This window comes from Streptomyces sp. NBC_00385 (genome assembly GCF_035917155.1).
Lineage (GTDB): Bacteria > Actinomycetota > Actinomycetes > Streptomycetales > Streptomycetaceae > Streptomyces > Streptomyces poriferorum.
In genome coordinates, this window is the sequence record NZ_CP107951.1 from 4,144,200 (window position 1) to 4,158,832 (window position 14,633).

The 14,633-nt window shown below is 71.7% G+C and carries 15 protein-coding genes and 2 tRNA genes; 9 read left to right on the forward strand and 8 right to left on the reverse strand.

Annotation, left to right across the window (positions count from 1 at the left end):
- Nucleotides 1-25: 25 nt before the first annotated feature.
- Nucleotides 26-970: an RNA polymerase sigma-70 factor gene (locus tag OG959_RS18385; RefSeq protein WP_326659791.1), complete on the forward strand. Its 945-nt coding sequence runs from the start codon at nt 26-28 to the stop codon at nt 968-970.
- Between the two features lie 93 nt (nt 971-1,063).
- Nucleotides 1,064-2,278 (forward strand): NAD(P)/FAD-dependent oxidoreductase, encoded by a 1,215-nt coding sequence (locus OG959_RS18390; RefSeq protein WP_326659793.1) that lies wholly within the window; start codon nt 1,064-1,066, stop codon nt 2,276-2,278.
- A gap of 70 nt (nt 2,279-2,348) precedes the next feature.
- Here the strand turns inward: OG959_RS18390 and OG959_RS18395 are convergent, their stop codons facing one another.
- The 4 genes from OG959_RS18395 to OG959_RS18410 all read right to left on the reverse strand — a co-directional run bounded on the left by OG959_RS18395 (nt 2,349) and on the right by OG959_RS18410 (nt 4,764).
- Entirely contained in the window at nt 2,349-2,537 is a 189-nt protein-coding gene (locus tag OG959_RS18395) for a hypothetical protein (protein ID WP_326659795.1), read from the reverse strand.
- Between the two features lie 73 nt (nt 2,538-2,610).
- A complete protein-coding gene (locus tag OG959_RS18400; RefSeq protein WP_326659796.1) occupies nt 2,611-2,760 on the reverse strand; it encodes a hypothetical protein in 150 nt (49 codons plus the stop codon).
- Between the two features lie 246 nt (nt 2,761-3,006).
- Nucleotides 3,007-4,233 (reverse strand): cell wall protein, encoded by a 1,227-nt coding sequence (locus OG959_RS18405; RefSeq protein WP_326659798.1) that lies wholly within the window; start codon nt 4,231-4,233, stop codon nt 3,007-3,009.
- A gap of 204 nt (nt 4,234-4,437) precedes the next feature.
- Complete coding sequence (locus OG959_RS18410) at nt 4,438-4,764, reverse strand: helix-turn-helix domain-containing protein (protein WP_219571455.1); 327 nt, start codon at nt 4,762-4,764, stop codon at nt 4,438-4,440.
- A 164-nt stretch (nt 4,765-4,928) separates the two neighbouring features.
- Here OG959_RS18410 and OG959_RS18415 point away from each other — a divergent pair, with 164 nt between their 5' ends.
- Together OG959_RS18415 and OG959_RS18420 are read left to right on the forward strand one after the other, a co-directional pair.
- On the forward strand, nt 4,929-5,165 hold the full coding sequence (locus tag OG959_RS18415) for a hypothetical protein (RefSeq protein ID WP_326659802.1): 237 nt from the start codon (nt 4,929-4,931) through the stop codon (nt 5,163-5,165).
- 218 nt (nt 5,166-5,383) lie between these two features.
- Nucleotides 5,384-5,821 carry a glutaredoxin domain-containing protein gene (locus tag OG959_RS18420; RefSeq protein ID WP_326659804.1) on the forward strand — a complete coding sequence of 146 codons (438 nt, stop codon included), beginning with the start codon at nt 5,384-5,386 and terminating at the stop codon, nt 5,819-5,821.
- Between the two features lie 15 nt (nt 5,822-5,836).
- Here the strand turns inward: OG959_RS18420 and OG959_RS18425 are convergent, their stop codons facing one another.
- Nucleotides 5,837-6,373 carry a hypothetical protein gene (locus OG959_RS18425; protein ID WP_326659806.1) on the reverse strand — a complete coding sequence of 179 codons (537 nt, stop codon included), beginning with the start codon at nt 6,371-6,373 and terminating at the stop codon, nt 5,837-5,839.
- 249 nt (nt 6,374-6,622) lie between these two features.
- Here OG959_RS18425 and OG959_RS18430 point away from each other — a divergent pair, with 249 nt between their 5' ends.
- Nucleotides 6,623-7,063, forward strand: a complete 441-nt coding sequence (locus OG959_RS18430; RefSeq protein WP_326659808.1) for a VOC family protein — start codon at nt 6,623-6,625, stop codon at nt 7,061-7,063.
- Between the two features lie 112 nt (nt 7,064-7,175).
- Here OG959_RS18430 and OG959_RS18435 read toward each other — a convergent pair whose 3' ends face one another.
- Nucleotides 7,176-7,616: a hypothetical protein gene (locus OG959_RS18435; RefSeq protein WP_326659810.1), complete on the reverse strand. Its 441-nt coding sequence runs from the start codon at nt 7,614-7,616 to the stop codon at nt 7,176-7,178.
- Between the two features lie 229 nt (nt 7,617-7,845).
- On the opposite strand from OG959_RS18435, the gene OG959_RS18440 reads away from it, so the two are divergent.
- Nucleotides 7,846-8,457, forward strand: coding sequence for a TetR/AcrR family transcriptional regulator (locus tag OG959_RS18440; RefSeq protein WP_326659812.1), 612 nt, complete (start codon nt 7,846-7,848; stop codon nt 8,455-8,457).
- Nucleotides 8,454-8,867, forward strand: coding sequence for a DUF6069 family protein (locus tag OG959_RS18445; protein ID WP_326659814.1), 414 nt, complete (start codon nt 8,454-8,456; stop codon nt 8,865-8,867). The genes OG959_RS18440 and OG959_RS18445 overlap by 4 nt, the downstream gene beginning before the upstream one ends.
- Before the next feature lie 93 nt (nt 8,868-8,960).
- On the opposite strand, the gene OG959_RS18450 is transcribed toward OG959_RS18445, so the two are convergent.
- Nucleotides 8,961-9,033: transfer RNA gene (locus tag OG959_RS18450), tRNA-Arg, on the reverse strand.
- A gap of 219 nt (nt 9,034-9,252) precedes the next feature.
- Nucleotides 9,253-9,343: transfer RNA gene (locus tag OG959_RS18455), tRNA-Ser, on the reverse strand.
- 225 nt (nt 9,344-9,568) lie between these two features.
- On the opposite strand from OG959_RS18455, the gene OG959_RS18460 reads away from it, so the two are divergent.
- Complete coding sequence (locus OG959_RS18460; protein WP_326659816.1) at nt 9,569-10,027, forward strand: SSI family serine proteinase inhibitor; 459 nt, start codon at nt 9,569-9,571, stop codon at nt 10,025-10,027.
- A 213-nt stretch (nt 10,028-10,240) separates the two neighbouring features.
- Entirely contained in the window at nt 10,241-14,629 is a 4,389-nt protein-coding gene (locus OG959_RS18465; protein WP_326659818.1) for a PAS domain-containing protein, read from the forward strand.
- Nucleotides 14,630-14,633 lie beyond the last annotated feature (4 nt).

Here is a 14,633-nt window from a genome sequence, read left to right on the forward strand (position 1 = left end):
CCCCGCGCGCGTTAGGATCCGGGCCATGCCACTGACCGTGCAGGACGTGGAGCGGTTCGAGGCCTCCCGGCCGCGTCTGGAGGCCATCGCCTACCGCCTTCTCGGCTCCGCGAGCGAGGCCGAGGACGCCGTGCAGGACACGTTCCTGCGCTGGCAGGCCACCGACGTGGACCGGATCGAGGTCCCCGAGGCCTGGCTGACGAAGGTCCTCACCAACTTGTGCCTCAACCAGCTCACCTCGGCCCGCGCCCGGCGCGAGACGTACGTGGGCCAGTGGCTCCCCGAACCGCTGCTCGCCGGAGACCCGATGCTCGGGCCGGCCGACACCGTGGAGCAGCGCGACTCCGTCTCGTACGCGGTCCTCACCCTCATGGAGCGGCTGTCCCCCAACGAGCGGGCGGTGTACGTGCTGCGGGAGGCGTTCGGCTACCCGCACCGCGAGATCGCCGAGATCCTCGACATCACCGAGGCCGCCGCCCAGCAGATCCTCCACCGGGCCAGGAAGCACATTACGGCCGGCAAGGCCCGCACCGAGATCGACGAGGCGACTGCGCGGCGGATCGTCGAGGAGTTCCTCGCGGCCGCCACCAGCGGCCGCACCGAGCCGCTCGTACGGCTGCTGACCGAGGACGCCATCGCGGTCGGCGACGGCGGCGGCAAGGTCCCGGCCCGCGCCAAGGCGTTCGAGGGCGCCCTCGCGGTCGCGAAGTTCATGCGCGGCCTGTTCAAGCCCGGCAAGGCCCAGCGCGCCCTCGCAGGCGGCACGGTCGACATCTACGCCACCAGCGCCAACGGCACCTCCGCCCTCCTGGCGGTCGTCGACGGCCGCATCATCGGCGTCATCTGTCCGGAGATCACCGCGGAGGGCATCGCCGCGTTCCGCAGCCAGGTCAACCCCGACAAACTCGAACGCGCCACCCGGCGCTGGGCGGCATCCGACCACGGAGAACCCCTGTTCAGCGCCTTCTGACCATGATGTGACGTGGCTCACATTCCCCACCTGTCAGGAAACGGCGGGCTGCCCGGTTCAAGGGGCGAAACCGCGCGAGACAGGAGCAGGGAAATGCAGCAGCAGCACCGCATCATCGTCCTCGGCGCCGGATACTCGGGAGCCATCGCCGCCGGCCGCCTCGCCAAGCGGCTGCGCCGCGAAGACGTCGCCATCACCCTCGTCAACGCCGAACCCGACTTCGTCGAGCGCGTCCGGATGCACCAGCTGGCGACCGGCCAGGAGCTGGCACCCAGGCCGTTCGGCGAGATGTTCGCGGGCACCGGCGTCGCACTGAAGTACGCGAAGGTGACCGCCGTCGACCCCGACCGCAAGCACGTCACGGTCGTCGACGCGGACGCGGACGGCGCCGAGGAACTGCCGTACGACACCCTCGTGTACGCCCTCGGCAGCGGCTGGAACAGCCAGGGCGTCCCCGGCACCGCCGAGCACGCCCACGAGATCGCCGGCCGCCCAGGCGCGCTCCGGCTGCGTGAACGCCTCGCCGGCCTGGACGCCGGGCAGCAGGTCCTCGTCATCGGCGGCGGCCTCACCGGTCTGGAGGCCGCGACCGAGTTCGCCGAGGCCCGCCCGGACCTGGACATCGCCCTCGCCGTCCGCGGCGGCCTCGGCGACACCCTCTCCCCCAAGGGCCGCGGGCACCTGCGGAAGGTCTTCGGCAAGCTCGGCATCACCGTGCACGAGCACACCGCCGTCACCGAGGTGACGCCCGACCACGTGACGACCGCGGACGGAACCCCCATCCCCGCCGCCGTCACCGTCTGGACCGCCGGTTTCGCGGTCCACCCGATCGCGCAGGCCACCGCGCTGGAGGTCTCCGACACCGGCCAGATCGTGGTCGACGCCACCATGCGCTCGCTCTCGCACCCGGACGTGTACGCCATCGGCGACGCGGCCCTGGTGGCCGGCCCCGGCGACAAGCCCCTGCGGATGTCGTGCGCCTCGGGCGTCCCCACCGCCTGGCAGGCCGCCGACGCCATCGCGGCCCGCCTGACGGGGACGAAGCTGCCGAAGACCCCGCTCCGCTACTTCAACCAGTGCATCTCGCTGGGCCGCAAGGAAGGCCTCATCCAGTACGTCACCGCCGACGACCGCTCCGTGAGTACAGCCCTGACCGGCCGTCTCGCCGCGGTCTACAAGGAGTTGGTCTGCAAGGGCGCAGCCTGGGGCGTCGCCCACCCGACCCTCGGCGTCCCGTCCCGCCGCCGCCCGGTCGTGCGGCCCGAGCAGCAGCCCCAGGCGCCCGTGATCGCCAACGCCGAGGCCTGACCCACGGCGGTGTACCGGTCCGCGCCGGTCCGCGCGGAATCCATGCGGAGTCCATGCCGGGCGCAGCGGCTCAGCGCTTCTGTGCCCGGTACTTCTTGAGCATGGCGGTGATCTGCGCGTAGTCGGCGCCCTTGTTCAACGCCGCGAGGAGATCATCGGGGCAGAGCTCGTAGTGGTCGCCCCACCAACGGCCGCCCCTGTTGTCCCAGATGCGGTACCCCCCGGGCACCCCTCTGGCCACGTACCGTCGTCGGCTCATGCCGCGCCACCACCCCCGTGCACGCCCCCGCTCTCCGGCAGCACCGTACCGGCCGGCACAGCCGCAAGGAAGATCACTCCAGCACGGTTCCTTCGCGTACCTCGCGTACCTCGCGTACCTGGCGTCCTTCGCGTCCTTCGCGCCAGGTGGCAACCAAGCGCGCCGCCAGAGCCATTACCAGTGCTGCCGCAAGGAGATACATGCCCAGGCGTTCCTCGGTCATCGCCGGCGACCAAATCCTCCAGGCCGACGGAGTGTGACCATCGGATTCCCAGGAGGAGGATCCGTACCGGACCAAATGATCTGCCGGGCTGTTCCGGCTGCGCAGCCACAACAGGGCTCCGACGATGGCACTGGTTACGGCCGACCCATACAAAGCCGCAGCGCCGCGCGGGGTCTGTCTGTTCATCAACTCTTCCTCATCTTCTCCGTCGTTGTGGTGTGCGGATCCTCTCGCCACACCTACCGCTCACATGAAGGCGGGGTCATGCCCGGCCGCGATGCGCCCACGGCGCACCCCGGTGAACTCGTACAGCAGCACCTCGTCCACGAGCCGGTTCGTGTACAGCCGACGGGTGTCGCGCTCGCCGAGGTTCTCCAGGGCAGCCAACACCAGTCCGGGGTCCGACGCGGCGGCCGAGCGTAAATCGACGACCTCCCCACGGGTCAGCCCTTCGATACCGTACGACGGACTATCGGCACCCACCACGGACTCCGGCTCCCGCGTACCGATAACGGCGCGCTGGAACGCCTCGGGCGGATCCGTACGCCCATGAGCCACCGGCTCCTCCCGATCCCGCCCCAGAGCGGCGGTGATCCAGGCCGCCGGCCGGACCGGTCGCCATCCGGCAGCCAGGCCGTGGAGCTCGGCGGCGATGGCGCGGGCGCCGAGGCCCCGGTCGATGAGCGGGCGCAGCGCGTACGCGAGACGGCGCAGCCCTTCGTGCTGGGTCCAGGCGACGAGCGGCCGCACCTGCCGGGCGACGGCGATGTCCCGGGCGACCTGAAGCGGGGACCTGCGCGAGGTGTCGTTCGTGTAGTTCCCCTTCTCCTCCACATCAGCTTCGGGTACGTGGTGGTGGCGCCCGGAAGAATGGGGCGCACGGCTGCCTGAACTGCGGTTTCCCGCAGGCGGGTTATCCACAGGACGGGACCTCGCCTGCGCGGCCCCGACCGCACGCTCCCGGCCCGCGTCCGTCACCCCGCACACCCGCGCGCTGTACCCCGCGCCCTCCAGCCGGTGGCCCATCGCCGCGTCGTACACGGCCGGAATCGTCGCCGCGTAGACCGTCGCCGTACCCGCGTACCGGCGGCCGGGAAGGTGCAGGTTCCGCTTCGTCCCGTGCCGCTGCCACGCCAGCGCACCCAGTTCCCGTAACACCCGGACGTGCCGCTTCACGGTCGCCGCCGAGACCCCGCACCGGGCAGCGGTGCCCTCCAGGTCGTACAGCACGAAGCCGAGCCGGTAGTCCATCCGCCCGGCCAGGTCCCGCGCGACGGCCAGCGTCGTCGCCCCTGCCCGGCGGTGCAGCCCCGCCTCGACGAGCCACACGACGGCCCGCAGCCACGCACGCGGCCGGGCCTGCCGGGAGGCCGTCGCCTCCAGCTCCTGATGGACGCGGGGAACGGGAATCCATGCCGGATCCGGGCATGACGGAGAAGCGCAGCACGAAGCCGCGCCGGTGGGATGGCGCATCACAGTCCGTGGGTGAGGGGCGGCCCGTCGGGCCGCAGAAGAGATCTTTTTCCGGGCGACTCAGGGCATGGGAATGGTCACCACGCGGGTACCGGACCTACGATCGAGGACGAATCCTTCTCTTCAGGGTGGATTTCGGATCGGCGGGGTGATCACCCGCTGGTCACTACGGCCGGGCGGTCTCTACACCGCTCGGCCGTTCTGCTACCCGGCCGAGGTCTCGGTGCTCTTCTTGGGACGGTTCTTCCCCGAACCGGAATAGCCGCGCTCGATGTCCTGCACGGTTCCGATCGAGACCCCCAGGTTTTCGGCGATCTCCCGGTACGTCACCTTCTGCGACCGCAGGCGCAGCACGATCCTCCGACGGTGCTCCTTCAGCCTTTTGGTGCGCTCGGTCTGATCTCTGAGCAGGCGGCTGATGATCTGCGCCTTCTCTAGCGAGTCCTCCATCGACTCGACGGCGTCCAGGCCATCGAAGACACGTTGCACCTCCTCCCTCTCGACCGGCCCTTCACTCTCTGTCTCGGCCATCCCGTTCCTTCGAATCGGGCGTGCCGCTTGACTTGCATTATGGGACTCCCATAAATTTGCCGTCAAGTGGCGACGCCACCAGCAACAGAAAGGCCCCGGACCGGAGTTCGTACCTCCATATGGCCGGGGCCAGTCAGAACCCTGAGATCACCAGGAGACCGACCATGCGCCATCCTTCCACCCCGGACCCCCCACCTGACAGGCGGCTCGTCACGCTGCCTCCGGTCGTCACACTGTCCGCCCAGCAGCAGCGCGGCGTGCACTGCGTCTTCTGCGGCACGGCCCTGCACACCGGGGCGGTCCGCGACCTCGGCCCGCAGCTGACCGAGGCGCACGGATCGGTGGTCCAGTGGTTTCCGCGCAGCTGCCCGTCCTGCCCGGCGGAAGAGGCGTGCCGATGACATGCGACCGCTGCGGCGAGCCGGTCGCCGCCGGCGCCGAGGAACGCGTGACGATCCACGGAGCGTCGGGGGCGGGCGGCACGCTCACCGTGCACGCGGCGTACTGCCCTCCGCCACGGTCTCGGCCGCCGTCTCCCGCGACGCCTCGTAACCGTCGAGCTCCCACGTGAACGGGCTGGTTCGAGAAGCAGCTCGGCTCGCCGATAGCCTGCGCCATCATGATGCGCACCTGGATCCTGCCGGCACTGTTCGCCCTCTGCGGCTTGTTCGTTGCGACCGGATTGGTCCTCAGTGGGAGCCCCGGCGAAGCCGCAGCGCTCCTGCTGATGTTCGTGCTGCTCGCAGGCATGCACTCGTCCCTGGTCTTCCCGCGTTCCATGAGCGCGCCGGAGGCACAACGCCGCAGCGCGGTCGACGGCCGGCCGATCGTCTACTGGCGTCCGGGGTGTAAGTACTGCCTTCGCCTGCGCTTCCGGTTGGGCCGTCGTGCCCGCGAGCTGCATTGGGTCAACATCTGGCAGGACCCGGATGGAGCGGCAGCGGTGAGGGCAGTCAACGAGGGCAACGAGACGGTGCCGACCGTCGTCGTGGCCGGCCGGTCACACACCAACCCCGAACCTTCGTGGGTGCGCGAACAGCTCCCCTCTTCCACCTGACCGGAAGCAGTCCGCTCAGGTCCCTGAACCAGCCGGCAGGGCCGCCAACTCGTCGGCGCCCTCGGGGGTCAGCCGGTAGAACCCATGAAGACTGACCGAGTTCTCGAGACGGCCGTCCACCACGTACTTCAGCGCACGGGTCCGACCTCGGCGGTTGCGCCAGGTCAGGCGCGCAAGCAGCTCGCCCGGGATGGCCACGTCGAAGCGCACGGGCGACGCGTCCACATGCACCGCCTCGGCCCCGCAGCCCTCGGCACCGAGCATCGACCAGTCACCGTGCCCGGGATACGCGGGGTCCTCCCAGGCCGCGGGAGCCGTACCGCAGCAGTCGCCTCGTTCCACGTCGATCACTCGCATCCGGCTCACCACGAAGACCTCGCGCCGGTTGACGTGCAGCGCGTACACCTCGTCACCGGCACGGGCACCCGACCACGCGGGCAAGGACGAGTGAACGCCACTGAAGGCGACCGGCGGCCGCTCCCCGACGCGCCCAGCCTTGCGCAGCGCACGGCACGTGTCATGGGTCCACAGGACGGTGAAGGCGTCAGGCATGCCGTGATCCTAGGGACGAGGACTGACAACACCTCCCCGAGACGGCTACGCCTGATCAGTGGCCCTACGAGGGCGCCGCTCCTGCCCGAAGGAACAGGCGTGTACGTCCATCCGGACGAATCTCGCCAGCGGAGCGGCCAAGATTCTTCGGAGTCCGGCGATCCGGGGATGTCGAGAACGTGCCACCGGCTCCGTCCCAGGAGCATCAGGGGCCGCCACCGGCCGTACAGGGAAGAAGGAGAAGCCAGCATGGCGATTCAGCGGATGGACAACGTCGGCATCGTGGTCGAGGACTTGGACGCCGCCATCGCGTTCTTCGTGGAGCTCGGGATGGAGCTGGAGGGCAGGGCGACGGTCGAGGGCCTCGTCGCCGACCAGTGCACCGGACTCGACGGCGTCCGCTGCGACATCGCGATGGTCCGGACCCCGGACGGTCACAGCCGGCTCGAACTGGCGAAGTACCGGAGCCCCAAGGCGACCAGCGACGGGCCGCGTAACCGGCCCCACAACATCCTCGGCACGCACAGGGTCATGTTCGCCGTCGACGACATGGAAGACACCGTTGCCCGCCTGCGCCCTCACGGCGCCGAACTCCTCGGCGAGATCGCCCGGTTCGAGGACAGCTATCTGCTCTGCTACGTCCGTGGGCCGGAGGGCATCATCGTCGGGCTGGCCGAGCAACTGGGCTGAGAAGAGGCGCTTCGCCGCTGCACGGGCAACGCGCAAGACCCTCAGGACTTCTCCTGAGGGCCCTTGCCTGTCTGCCCCTCCCGGACCGGCTCTCCCGGACCGCCCACCGACGTCAGGACGCCGGACAGAGCGTCTTGCGCAGCCCGATGTTGATGTGGCTGCCGTCGTCGTCGGTCAGCGTGATGCCGTCGTACGAGAACCGCTGCGCGGCGGTGTGGTCCGCGTTCGCGGCTCCGCCGTCGAGGGCCGCGCACTGGTTGCGAGCGGCGTCGATGGCCTTGTCCTCGTCATGGGTGAGGTTGCCGTTGACATCCCTGACCGCCGCAAGGACGGCGTCCCGCTCGGCTCCCGTGGGCTCGGGCGGAAGGACCGTCTCCTTGCCGGCGCCGCTGTCGTCCGCTGTGGTGACACGGTCGTCCGCCCCGCTCGAAGCCTCGGCCGCACTGCTCGGGGCGGTGTCGGCCTTGCTGTCGCTGTCGTTGCCGCTGCTGCAACCGACGACGGCGAAAGCGAGTACGGCGGCAATGGCCGCGGTGGTGGTACGGATGCGCATGGTCCCCCCTGGCGTGATGCACGTAGGCACATGGTGGTGTCTGGATGGCGCCCGGGCCATGGCAGTGACGGAGTCATGACATCCCACGGACGCGCTTGGAACGATCCCCGCGCCACCACGGCTGCCGGGCGGGAGGCGGCGACCGGGAAGTTGAGGTGAAGTGGACGCGGCAAGCGGAGTGAGTCCTCACTCATTGACGGAGTGAGGACTCACTCCGTATCTTGGAGTCATGACAGAACCCAAGGAAAACCGGACCACCCGCCGCCGAGCCCCCGCCATGTCGCCGGATCAGCGCCGCGAAATGATCATCCGGACGGCGATCCCGCTGATCGCCGAGTACGGCGCCGCGGTGACGACCGCGAAGATCGCCCGCGCCGCGGGCATCGGCGAGGGCACGATCTTCCGGGTCTTCGCCGACAAGGACGAACTGCTGCAGGCCTGCGTGGCCGAGGCGCTCTCCCCCGATCACGCGGTCCGCGAGCTCGACGCGATCGACGTGTCCCAACCGCTGCCCGACCGGCTCGCGGAGGCGGCCGAGGCGCTGCAGGCGCACATGGCCAGGATGGGCGCGATCGTCGGCTCGCTGGGTCATCGCGGCGGCAAGCACCCCGGCACGGTCCGCGGCGCGGGCCGCGACGAGTCGACGACCCGCATCCGTGCGGCTCTCGCAGATCTGCTGGAGCCCGAAAGGGCCGCCCTGCGCCGACCGCCGGACCAGATCGCGGCCCTCTTCTTCGGACTGCTCTTCGTCCAGCCGCGCACGGACGACGAACCCGACCTGACCCCGCAGGAACTGGTGGACTTCTTTCTGCACGGAGCCCTTTCGGGGGCCACCAAGTGAGCCCGCGGCGAAGGCGCCTGGGTGCGGCGGCCCTGACCGTCCTGGCCCCCGTCCTGGTGTGGCTGGTCACGGAACCGCTGCTGGGACACCGGCTGCGGATGGTCGACGGCGACCGGACGCTCGACATCGGCGCCGCGCCCGTGGCGGTCGTCGCGCTGCTCGCGTCGCTCGCCGGCTGGGGACTGCTGGCCGCCCTGGAACACTTCACGGCAGGGCGCGCCCGCACCATCTGGATGTGGGCGGCCGGTGCCGTACTGGCCGTCTCCTTCGTACCGTTCACCGGCGACACCATGGACGGCGGCACCCGGACATCCCTCGCCCTCATGCACCTGGCGGTGGCCGCGGTGCTGATCCCCGGACTGGCCGGCAGGCCCCCCAGGGCGGACGCCGGTGCCGCTGCCAGAGCCTGACCACTCTTCCGACACGAAGAGACCGCCGCCCACCCCGTCACCCGCTGACGCCAGAGGCCCCCTGGACGATGTCCAGGGGGCCTCTGAGTTGTGTGCACTCGGCAGGATTCGAACCTGCAACCTTCTGATCCGTAGTCAGATGCTCTATCCGTTAAGCTACGAGTGCTTGTGCGTTCCGGGCTTTTTTCTGCCCCGTCGGCGTTGCGAGAACAACATTACATGACCTGCGCCGTGACGCGAAATCCATTAGCCGCACCGCTGCTGAGCTGCGAGATCACCGGTTCGGGACGCCCCTCGATCGGCCCCCGCCGCACCCCTCCCAGGCCCCGCCCGCCCCGGGAACGACCGAAGCCCCGGCCAGTGGCACGGGGCTTCGGTGATCAAGCGGAGGCGGAGGGATTTGAACCCTCGATGGGCTTTAAGACCCAAACCGCATTAGCAGTGCGGCGCCATAGACCGGACTAGGCGACGCCTCCAGCACACCCCGCGCGAGCGCGAGTGGTGCGTGCAGATGATGACACAGCTGAGTGTTGCGTCACCAATCGCTGCCTACGGTACTAGGCAGTCGGCCGCGAGGGCAAAGCGCCTCCGGTTGCGCAACGCCGTGGCGTGCGGAGCGTTAGTCAGGGCGGGGCGTCCGCCCTTCGTTCTTCTTCGTCGCCGGCCGGTGCCGGCGACACGTACGACCACAGGAGTCCGCAATGATGCGTCGTCTCGCCCTCACTGCCGTCGTGTCGCTGGCCGCGCTGTCCGCCGCCGCCCCTGCGGCGACGGCCGTGGCCGGTCCCCTGCCGTTGCCGCTTCCGCTGCCCGTGCTGCAGAACGACGACGCCGGCACGCACCTCACCGTGGTCGTCTCCGGGTCGGGGAACCCGGAGGCCGACGGGACGTACGAGCTGGACTGCGACCCGGCCGGTGGCAGCCACCCCGTGGCGCAGCAGGCCTGCGACCGGCTGGCGCAGCTGCCGGCCGAGAGCGCGGACCCGTTCGCACCGGTGTCCCGGAACGCGATGTGCACGCAGCAGTTCGGCGGAGGGGCCACCGCGCGGATCACCGGCACGTGGGAAGGGCGAAGCATCGACTCCGCGTTCGAGCGGACCAACGGGTGCGAGATCGGGCGCTGGAACAGCCTGCGGCCGGTGCTCCCCAACGTCCGGTGAGCTGCGGCTGTGCCGGGTTCGGGGCAGCTTGCGGGGCACGTAATGGGCCAGAGTCGTACACCGTATGCACAGAACCTTGGTGAGAGCTCCCCCTCATCCGCCGCCTCTTGCCCCTCCCCTGCCTTTAGACTCCTCCAGTGACAGCCTGAGGCCCGAGGGGCAAGATGGGGCCCGCTGTCGGCAAGGTGCAGTAATCAGGGAGGAAGCGTCGTCGTGAGCAGCAGGCCATCCCGAGGCGCTGCTCGCCTCGCAGCCATACTCGACGCCCTTCCGGACGGGCTTCTGCTCGTCAACTGCAACGGTACGGTCGTCAACGCCAACACCATCGCCCTCGAAATGTTCGAGACGCCGGGCACCGCGCTCGTCGGTCGCGGACTGCTCGATCTGCTGCCGGAGTTCGACTCCAAGCTGATCCCGGGGTCGATGCGGAGGCCGGAGGCTGCGGACGAGCGGGGCCGGACCAAGCCCACGCGGATGACCGCGCGGCGTACCGACGGCAACGAGTACCCCGTCGAGGTGACGAGCGCCAGCCTGGAGGACGGGCAGGCGGCGTACCGGGACGTCCAGAACACGTACAGCGGCAGCTATACGGGTGACGAGCTGCTGATGCTCGTCGTGCGCGACCTGTCGGGCACCGTCGACACCGAGGCCGAGCTGGCGCGGTCCCAGCGGCAGACCGAGATGATCCTCCGGGCCGCGTCCGAGGGTGTCGTCGGCACGGACACGGACGGCCGTGTCGTGCTGGTCAATCCCGCCGCCGCACAGATCCTCGGCTTCCGCGCCACCGACCTGGGCGGCCAGGAGCTGCATCCGCTGATCCTCCACTCGCGGGCCGAGGGCGAGCCGTTCCCGTACGAGGAGTCGCCGCTGGCCGACACCCTCAAGTCGGGGCGCAAGCACCGGGTGCGCGGACAGGTCCTGTGGTCCAAGAGCGGCGCGCAGGTGCCCGTCGACCTGACCACCGCGCCCGTGCGCGACGGCGACCAGCTCGTCGGCGCCGTCATGACGTTCACCGACCGCCGGCCGTACGAAGAGCTCGACGCGAAGCGCAGGACCGAGGTCGCCGAGCTGACCGCGAGCCACACCGCGGAGGTCAAGGAACTCACCGAGCGGCACACCGCCGAGGTCACCGGACTGACGGAACAGCACGCGGCCGAACTCGCGGACCGCACCGAGCGCTACGCCTCCGAGCTGGAGGAGCAGGCCGAACGGCTGGCGGACCTGTCCGCCCGGCACACCCAGCTGACCGCCGTGCTCGGCGAGTCGCTGCGCGGGCCGCTTCTGGAGCTGCGGGGCGAGCTGTCCACGCTCGCCGCCGACCCCGCGGGCCAGCTGTGGCCCGAGGCCAACCAGATCCTGCACCACCTGGCCGCGGGCTACGCGCGGATGACGACGCTCGTCGACAACGTGCTGAGCTATCAGCGTCTGGACGGCGGCTCCGAGGCGCTCGTCAAGACGAACGTGCTGCTCGACGGCGTGGTGACGGCGGGGATCGACGCAGCGGTCGAGCTGATCGGCCCCGGCCGTGCCCAGTTCGCCGTGCACGCGCCGCCGATCGAGGCCGAGGTCGACGCGGGACGGCTCGTGACCGCTCTCGCGCATCTGGTCGCGGACGTCGCCGGGGTCGACTCCACCGGCAAGGCCCGGCTGACGCCGGGCGGCGGGTACGTCGACTCGACGGTCGTCGTGGCAGCGGCACAGCGCGGTGACGTCGTACGGATCGAGGTGCGCGGGCCGTTCGCCGGGGGAGACCCGGTGCACGAGCCGATCGTGCGCGGGATCGTGAGGGCGCACGGCGGTGTGCTCCAGACCCATGAGATGCCGGGGATGAGCGGCAGCGCGTACGTGCTCGAAGTCCCGCTCGGCGCGGGTTCCGGAACCGTGATGCCGCCGATGGCCCCCGAGACCGTCGTGGCTCAGCCGATGGTGCCCGACCCGGCCGTGGCTCCGCCGATGGCCCCCGAGACCGCCGTCGTTCCGCCGGTGCCCGAGGCCGTGGGCGACTCCGGGGCGTCGGGCGAGGTAGCGGTCGCCGAGGGCGGCAGGCGTGGCCGCCGGGCGCGCCGGAGCTCCACGGACGCGTTCCTGGAGAGCCCTGTGGGCGGCCCCGACGGCACCGGCGAGATCGGCGCCTCTGACACGGGGGCGGCCGAGCCCACCGGGCGCCGGCGTGCGCGCCGGGAGGCGGGCGCGAACCCCGCCCCGGAGTCCGTCGAAGCATCCGCGAACGCGCCCGCACCCGATGCGGCGGGCCCGCACGAACTCGTTCCGGCCCCGCAGGCAAGCGGCTCCGGCCGCAGGCGCGGCCGGCCCAGCCCGGCGGAGACCGGCGCCCCGGCCGACGCCGTACAGCAGGGCCCGGGGCAGGCACTCGCCCTCCCCGCGGCCGCGGCGTCCGCGCCTTCGGAGGGGTCCGTGGTGACGGCGGCCGAGGGTGCCCAGGGTGCCGGTGGCCGTCCGCAGCGCGGTCAGACCGTCCCGCCGCAGGGTGTTCCCGCCGAGGCGCCGATGCCGGTGCCGGCGGGTGGACACCGGGCGCACCGGGGCGGCGGCGACCAACTGGCGCTTCCGGCCGCCGGCGCCACCGTGGAGGCCGGGGGGACCACGGCCTACCCCGGACACGACGACTCCGCCCGGTCGCACGGACAGGCGTCGCACGGGCAGGGAGCTCAGGGGCAGGCGTCGCACGGTCAGGTGGTTGCCGAGCAGGCTCAGGGTGGGCAGCCGGCGTACGGACAGGCGCAGGCCGGACAGGCGCAGGCCGGTGCTCCGGCGCAGCAGCCGACCGGGCGGCGCGCCCGTCGCGCTCTGTCGGCCGCCCAGGACCGGGCCGCCCAGGCCGAGGCGGGCCCGCGCGTCCCCTTCGCGCTCCCGCCGGCGGATGCCGACCGGATCCCGCCCACCGCAGGTGAGGCGGACGCTTCACTGCCCGGGCGGGATGACGCACTGCCGGGGCGCCATGACGCGGTGACCGGTGCGCCGGAGCACGACCACACCCCGCCGCAGGCGCACCCGCTCCCGACCGGGCGTCGCCGAGCCAGGCACTCCGACGCGCCCCAGGCGCCGCAGGAGGAGCAGGGCGGGCAGGCGACCGGCCCCGGCCCCTCCGACCAGCCGTCGTCGCCCGCGCAGCCCGGCGGCTGGGGCATGGACGACGCGTCGGGTCAGGGCCCGGCCGCCCAGGACGGGCCCGAGGCCGACTCGGGTCTGCCCGCCTCCGGGCGGACCACGCACACCACCGGGACGACCACCGCCGGCAACGCCCGCGGCGCCGCTCCCGAGGGCGCTGACGGCCCTGCGGAACCGGTCGGCCCGGCAGGCCTGTCCGCCGCCCACGACGGAAGCCGGCCGCGGACACTCTCGCCCGGTCCGGACGCGCGGCGACAGCCGCTGCCCGCCGAGGCGCCCATGCCACCCGGGTCGCCGGACTCGACGCAGGGGCGTGCGTTCAGCGTGCGGACGCTGGGACAGGGCGTGCCGTTCGCCCAGCACATCGCCCACCAGCAGAACCAGACCCTCGGCGGCGCGGGCGGGGCCGGCCGGCGCCGCAAGCTCGCCGCACCGCCCGAGGGCGACCGCAGCGAACGCGCCGCCCTGCCGCCCGCGGCCACCAGCGCGCCCCACGCCCACGCCCCCGCACCGCAGCCGCCCGCCGCGCAGACCGGACCCGGTGGCACCGCGGGCCCCGTCGGCGGTGCCGGCACCGTGCAGGGCCAGGGTTCGGGGCAGTTGCTCGCCGCTCCGGCGGCCGAAGGACGTGCGTACGCGATAGGGGCGCCCGACGAGGGTGCCGTCGAGGGACCGGAGCCGCTGGACGGGCCCGGCGGCGCCGTCGAGGTCGCCAACCGCCCGTCCCCGCAGCCCGTCGACGACGAACTTCCCCCGGAGCCGCTGGACAACCCGCGCCGGCTCCTCGTCTGGCCGGCCCCCGATGTCTCCACCCAGCAGGCGCTGAGCGACCGCGGCTACCGGCCGGTGATCGTGCACTCGCGCGAGGAGGTCGACGCGCAGATCGCGGCGTTCCCCGCCGCGCTCTTCGTGGACCCGCTGACCGGGCCCATCACCCGCAAGGCCCTGCAGTCGCTGCGTCAGGCGGCGGTGGCGGCCGAGGTGCCGGTACTGGTGACCGCCGGTCTGGGACAGGCCTCACGGGAGGCGGCGTACGGTGCCGACCCCGCCGTACTCCTGAAGGCACTCGCCCCGCGCGACAGCGAACAGCATCCGCCGCGCGTCCTGCTGATCGAGGAGAGCGAGGAGATCTCGCTCGCGCTGACGCAGACCCTGGAGCGGCGCGGCATGCAGGTCGCCTGCGCCGCGACGGACAGCGAGGCGGTCTCGCTCGCGACCCGGATGCGGCCGAACCTGGTCGTGATGGACCTGATGCAGGTACGCCGCCGCCGCGCCGGGATCGTCGACTGGCTGCGCGCTAACGGCCAGCTGAACCGCACCCCGCTGGTCGTCTACACCTCGGCCGACATGAACCGGTCGGAGCTGCCGAGGCTGAGCTCGGGCGAGACGGTCCTCTTCCTGGCCGAGCGCTCGACGAGCGACGAGGTGCAGTCCCGCATCGTCGACCTGCTCGCGAAGATCGGCACGAACTGACCGC

Bases quoted from the DNA above. Each gene is read 5' to 3' on its own strand.
- OG959_RS18385 (WP_326659791.1), top strand. From the start codon at position 26: ATGCCACTGACCGTGCAGGACGTGGAGCGGTTCGAGGCCTCCCGGCCG.
- OG959_RS18390 (WP_326659793.1), top strand. From the start codon at position 1,064: ATGCAGCAGCAGCACCGCATCATCGTCCTCGGCGCCGGATACTCGGGA.
- OG959_RS18395 (WP_326659795.1), bottom strand. From the start codon at position 2,537: ATGAGCCGACGACGGTACGTGGCCAGAGGGGTGCCCGGGGGGTACCGC.
- OG959_RS18400 (WP_326659796.1), bottom strand. From the start codon at position 2,760: ATGACCGAGGAACGCCTGGGCATGTATCTCCTTGCGGCAGCACTGGTA.
- OG959_RS18405 (WP_326659798.1), bottom strand. From the start codon at position 4,233: ATGCGCCATCCCACCGGCGCGGCTTCGTGCTGCGCTTCTCCGTCATGC.
- OG959_RS18410 (WP_219571455.1), bottom strand. From the start codon at position 4,764: ATGGCCGAGACAGAGAGTGAAGGGCCGGTCGAGAGGGAGGAGGTGCAA.
- OG959_RS18415 (WP_326659802.1), top strand. From the start codon at position 4,929: ATGCGCCATCCTTCCACCCCGGACCCCCCACCTGACAGGCGGCTCGTC.
- OG959_RS18420 (WP_326659804.1), top strand. From the start codon at position 5,384: ATGATGCGCACCTGGATCCTGCCGGCACTGTTCGCCCTCTGCGGCTTG.
- OG959_RS18425 (WP_326659806.1), bottom strand. From the start codon at position 6,373: ATGCCTGACGCCTTCACCGTCCTGTGGACCCATGACACGTGCCGTGCG.
- OG959_RS18430 (WP_326659808.1), top strand. From the start codon at position 6,623: ATGGCGATTCAGCGGATGGACAACGTCGGCATCGTGGTCGAGGACTTG.
- OG959_RS18435 (WP_326659810.1), bottom strand. From the start codon at position 7,616: ATGCGCATCCGTACCACCACCGCGGCCATTGCCGCCGTACTCGCTTTC.
- OG959_RS18440 (WP_326659812.1), top strand. From the start codon at position 7,846: ATGACAGAACCCAAGGAAAACCGGACCACCCGCCGCCGAGCCCCCGCC.
- OG959_RS18460 (WP_326659816.1), top strand. From the start codon at position 9,569: ATGATGCGTCGTCTCGCCCTCACTGCCGTCGTGTCGCTGGCCGCGCTG.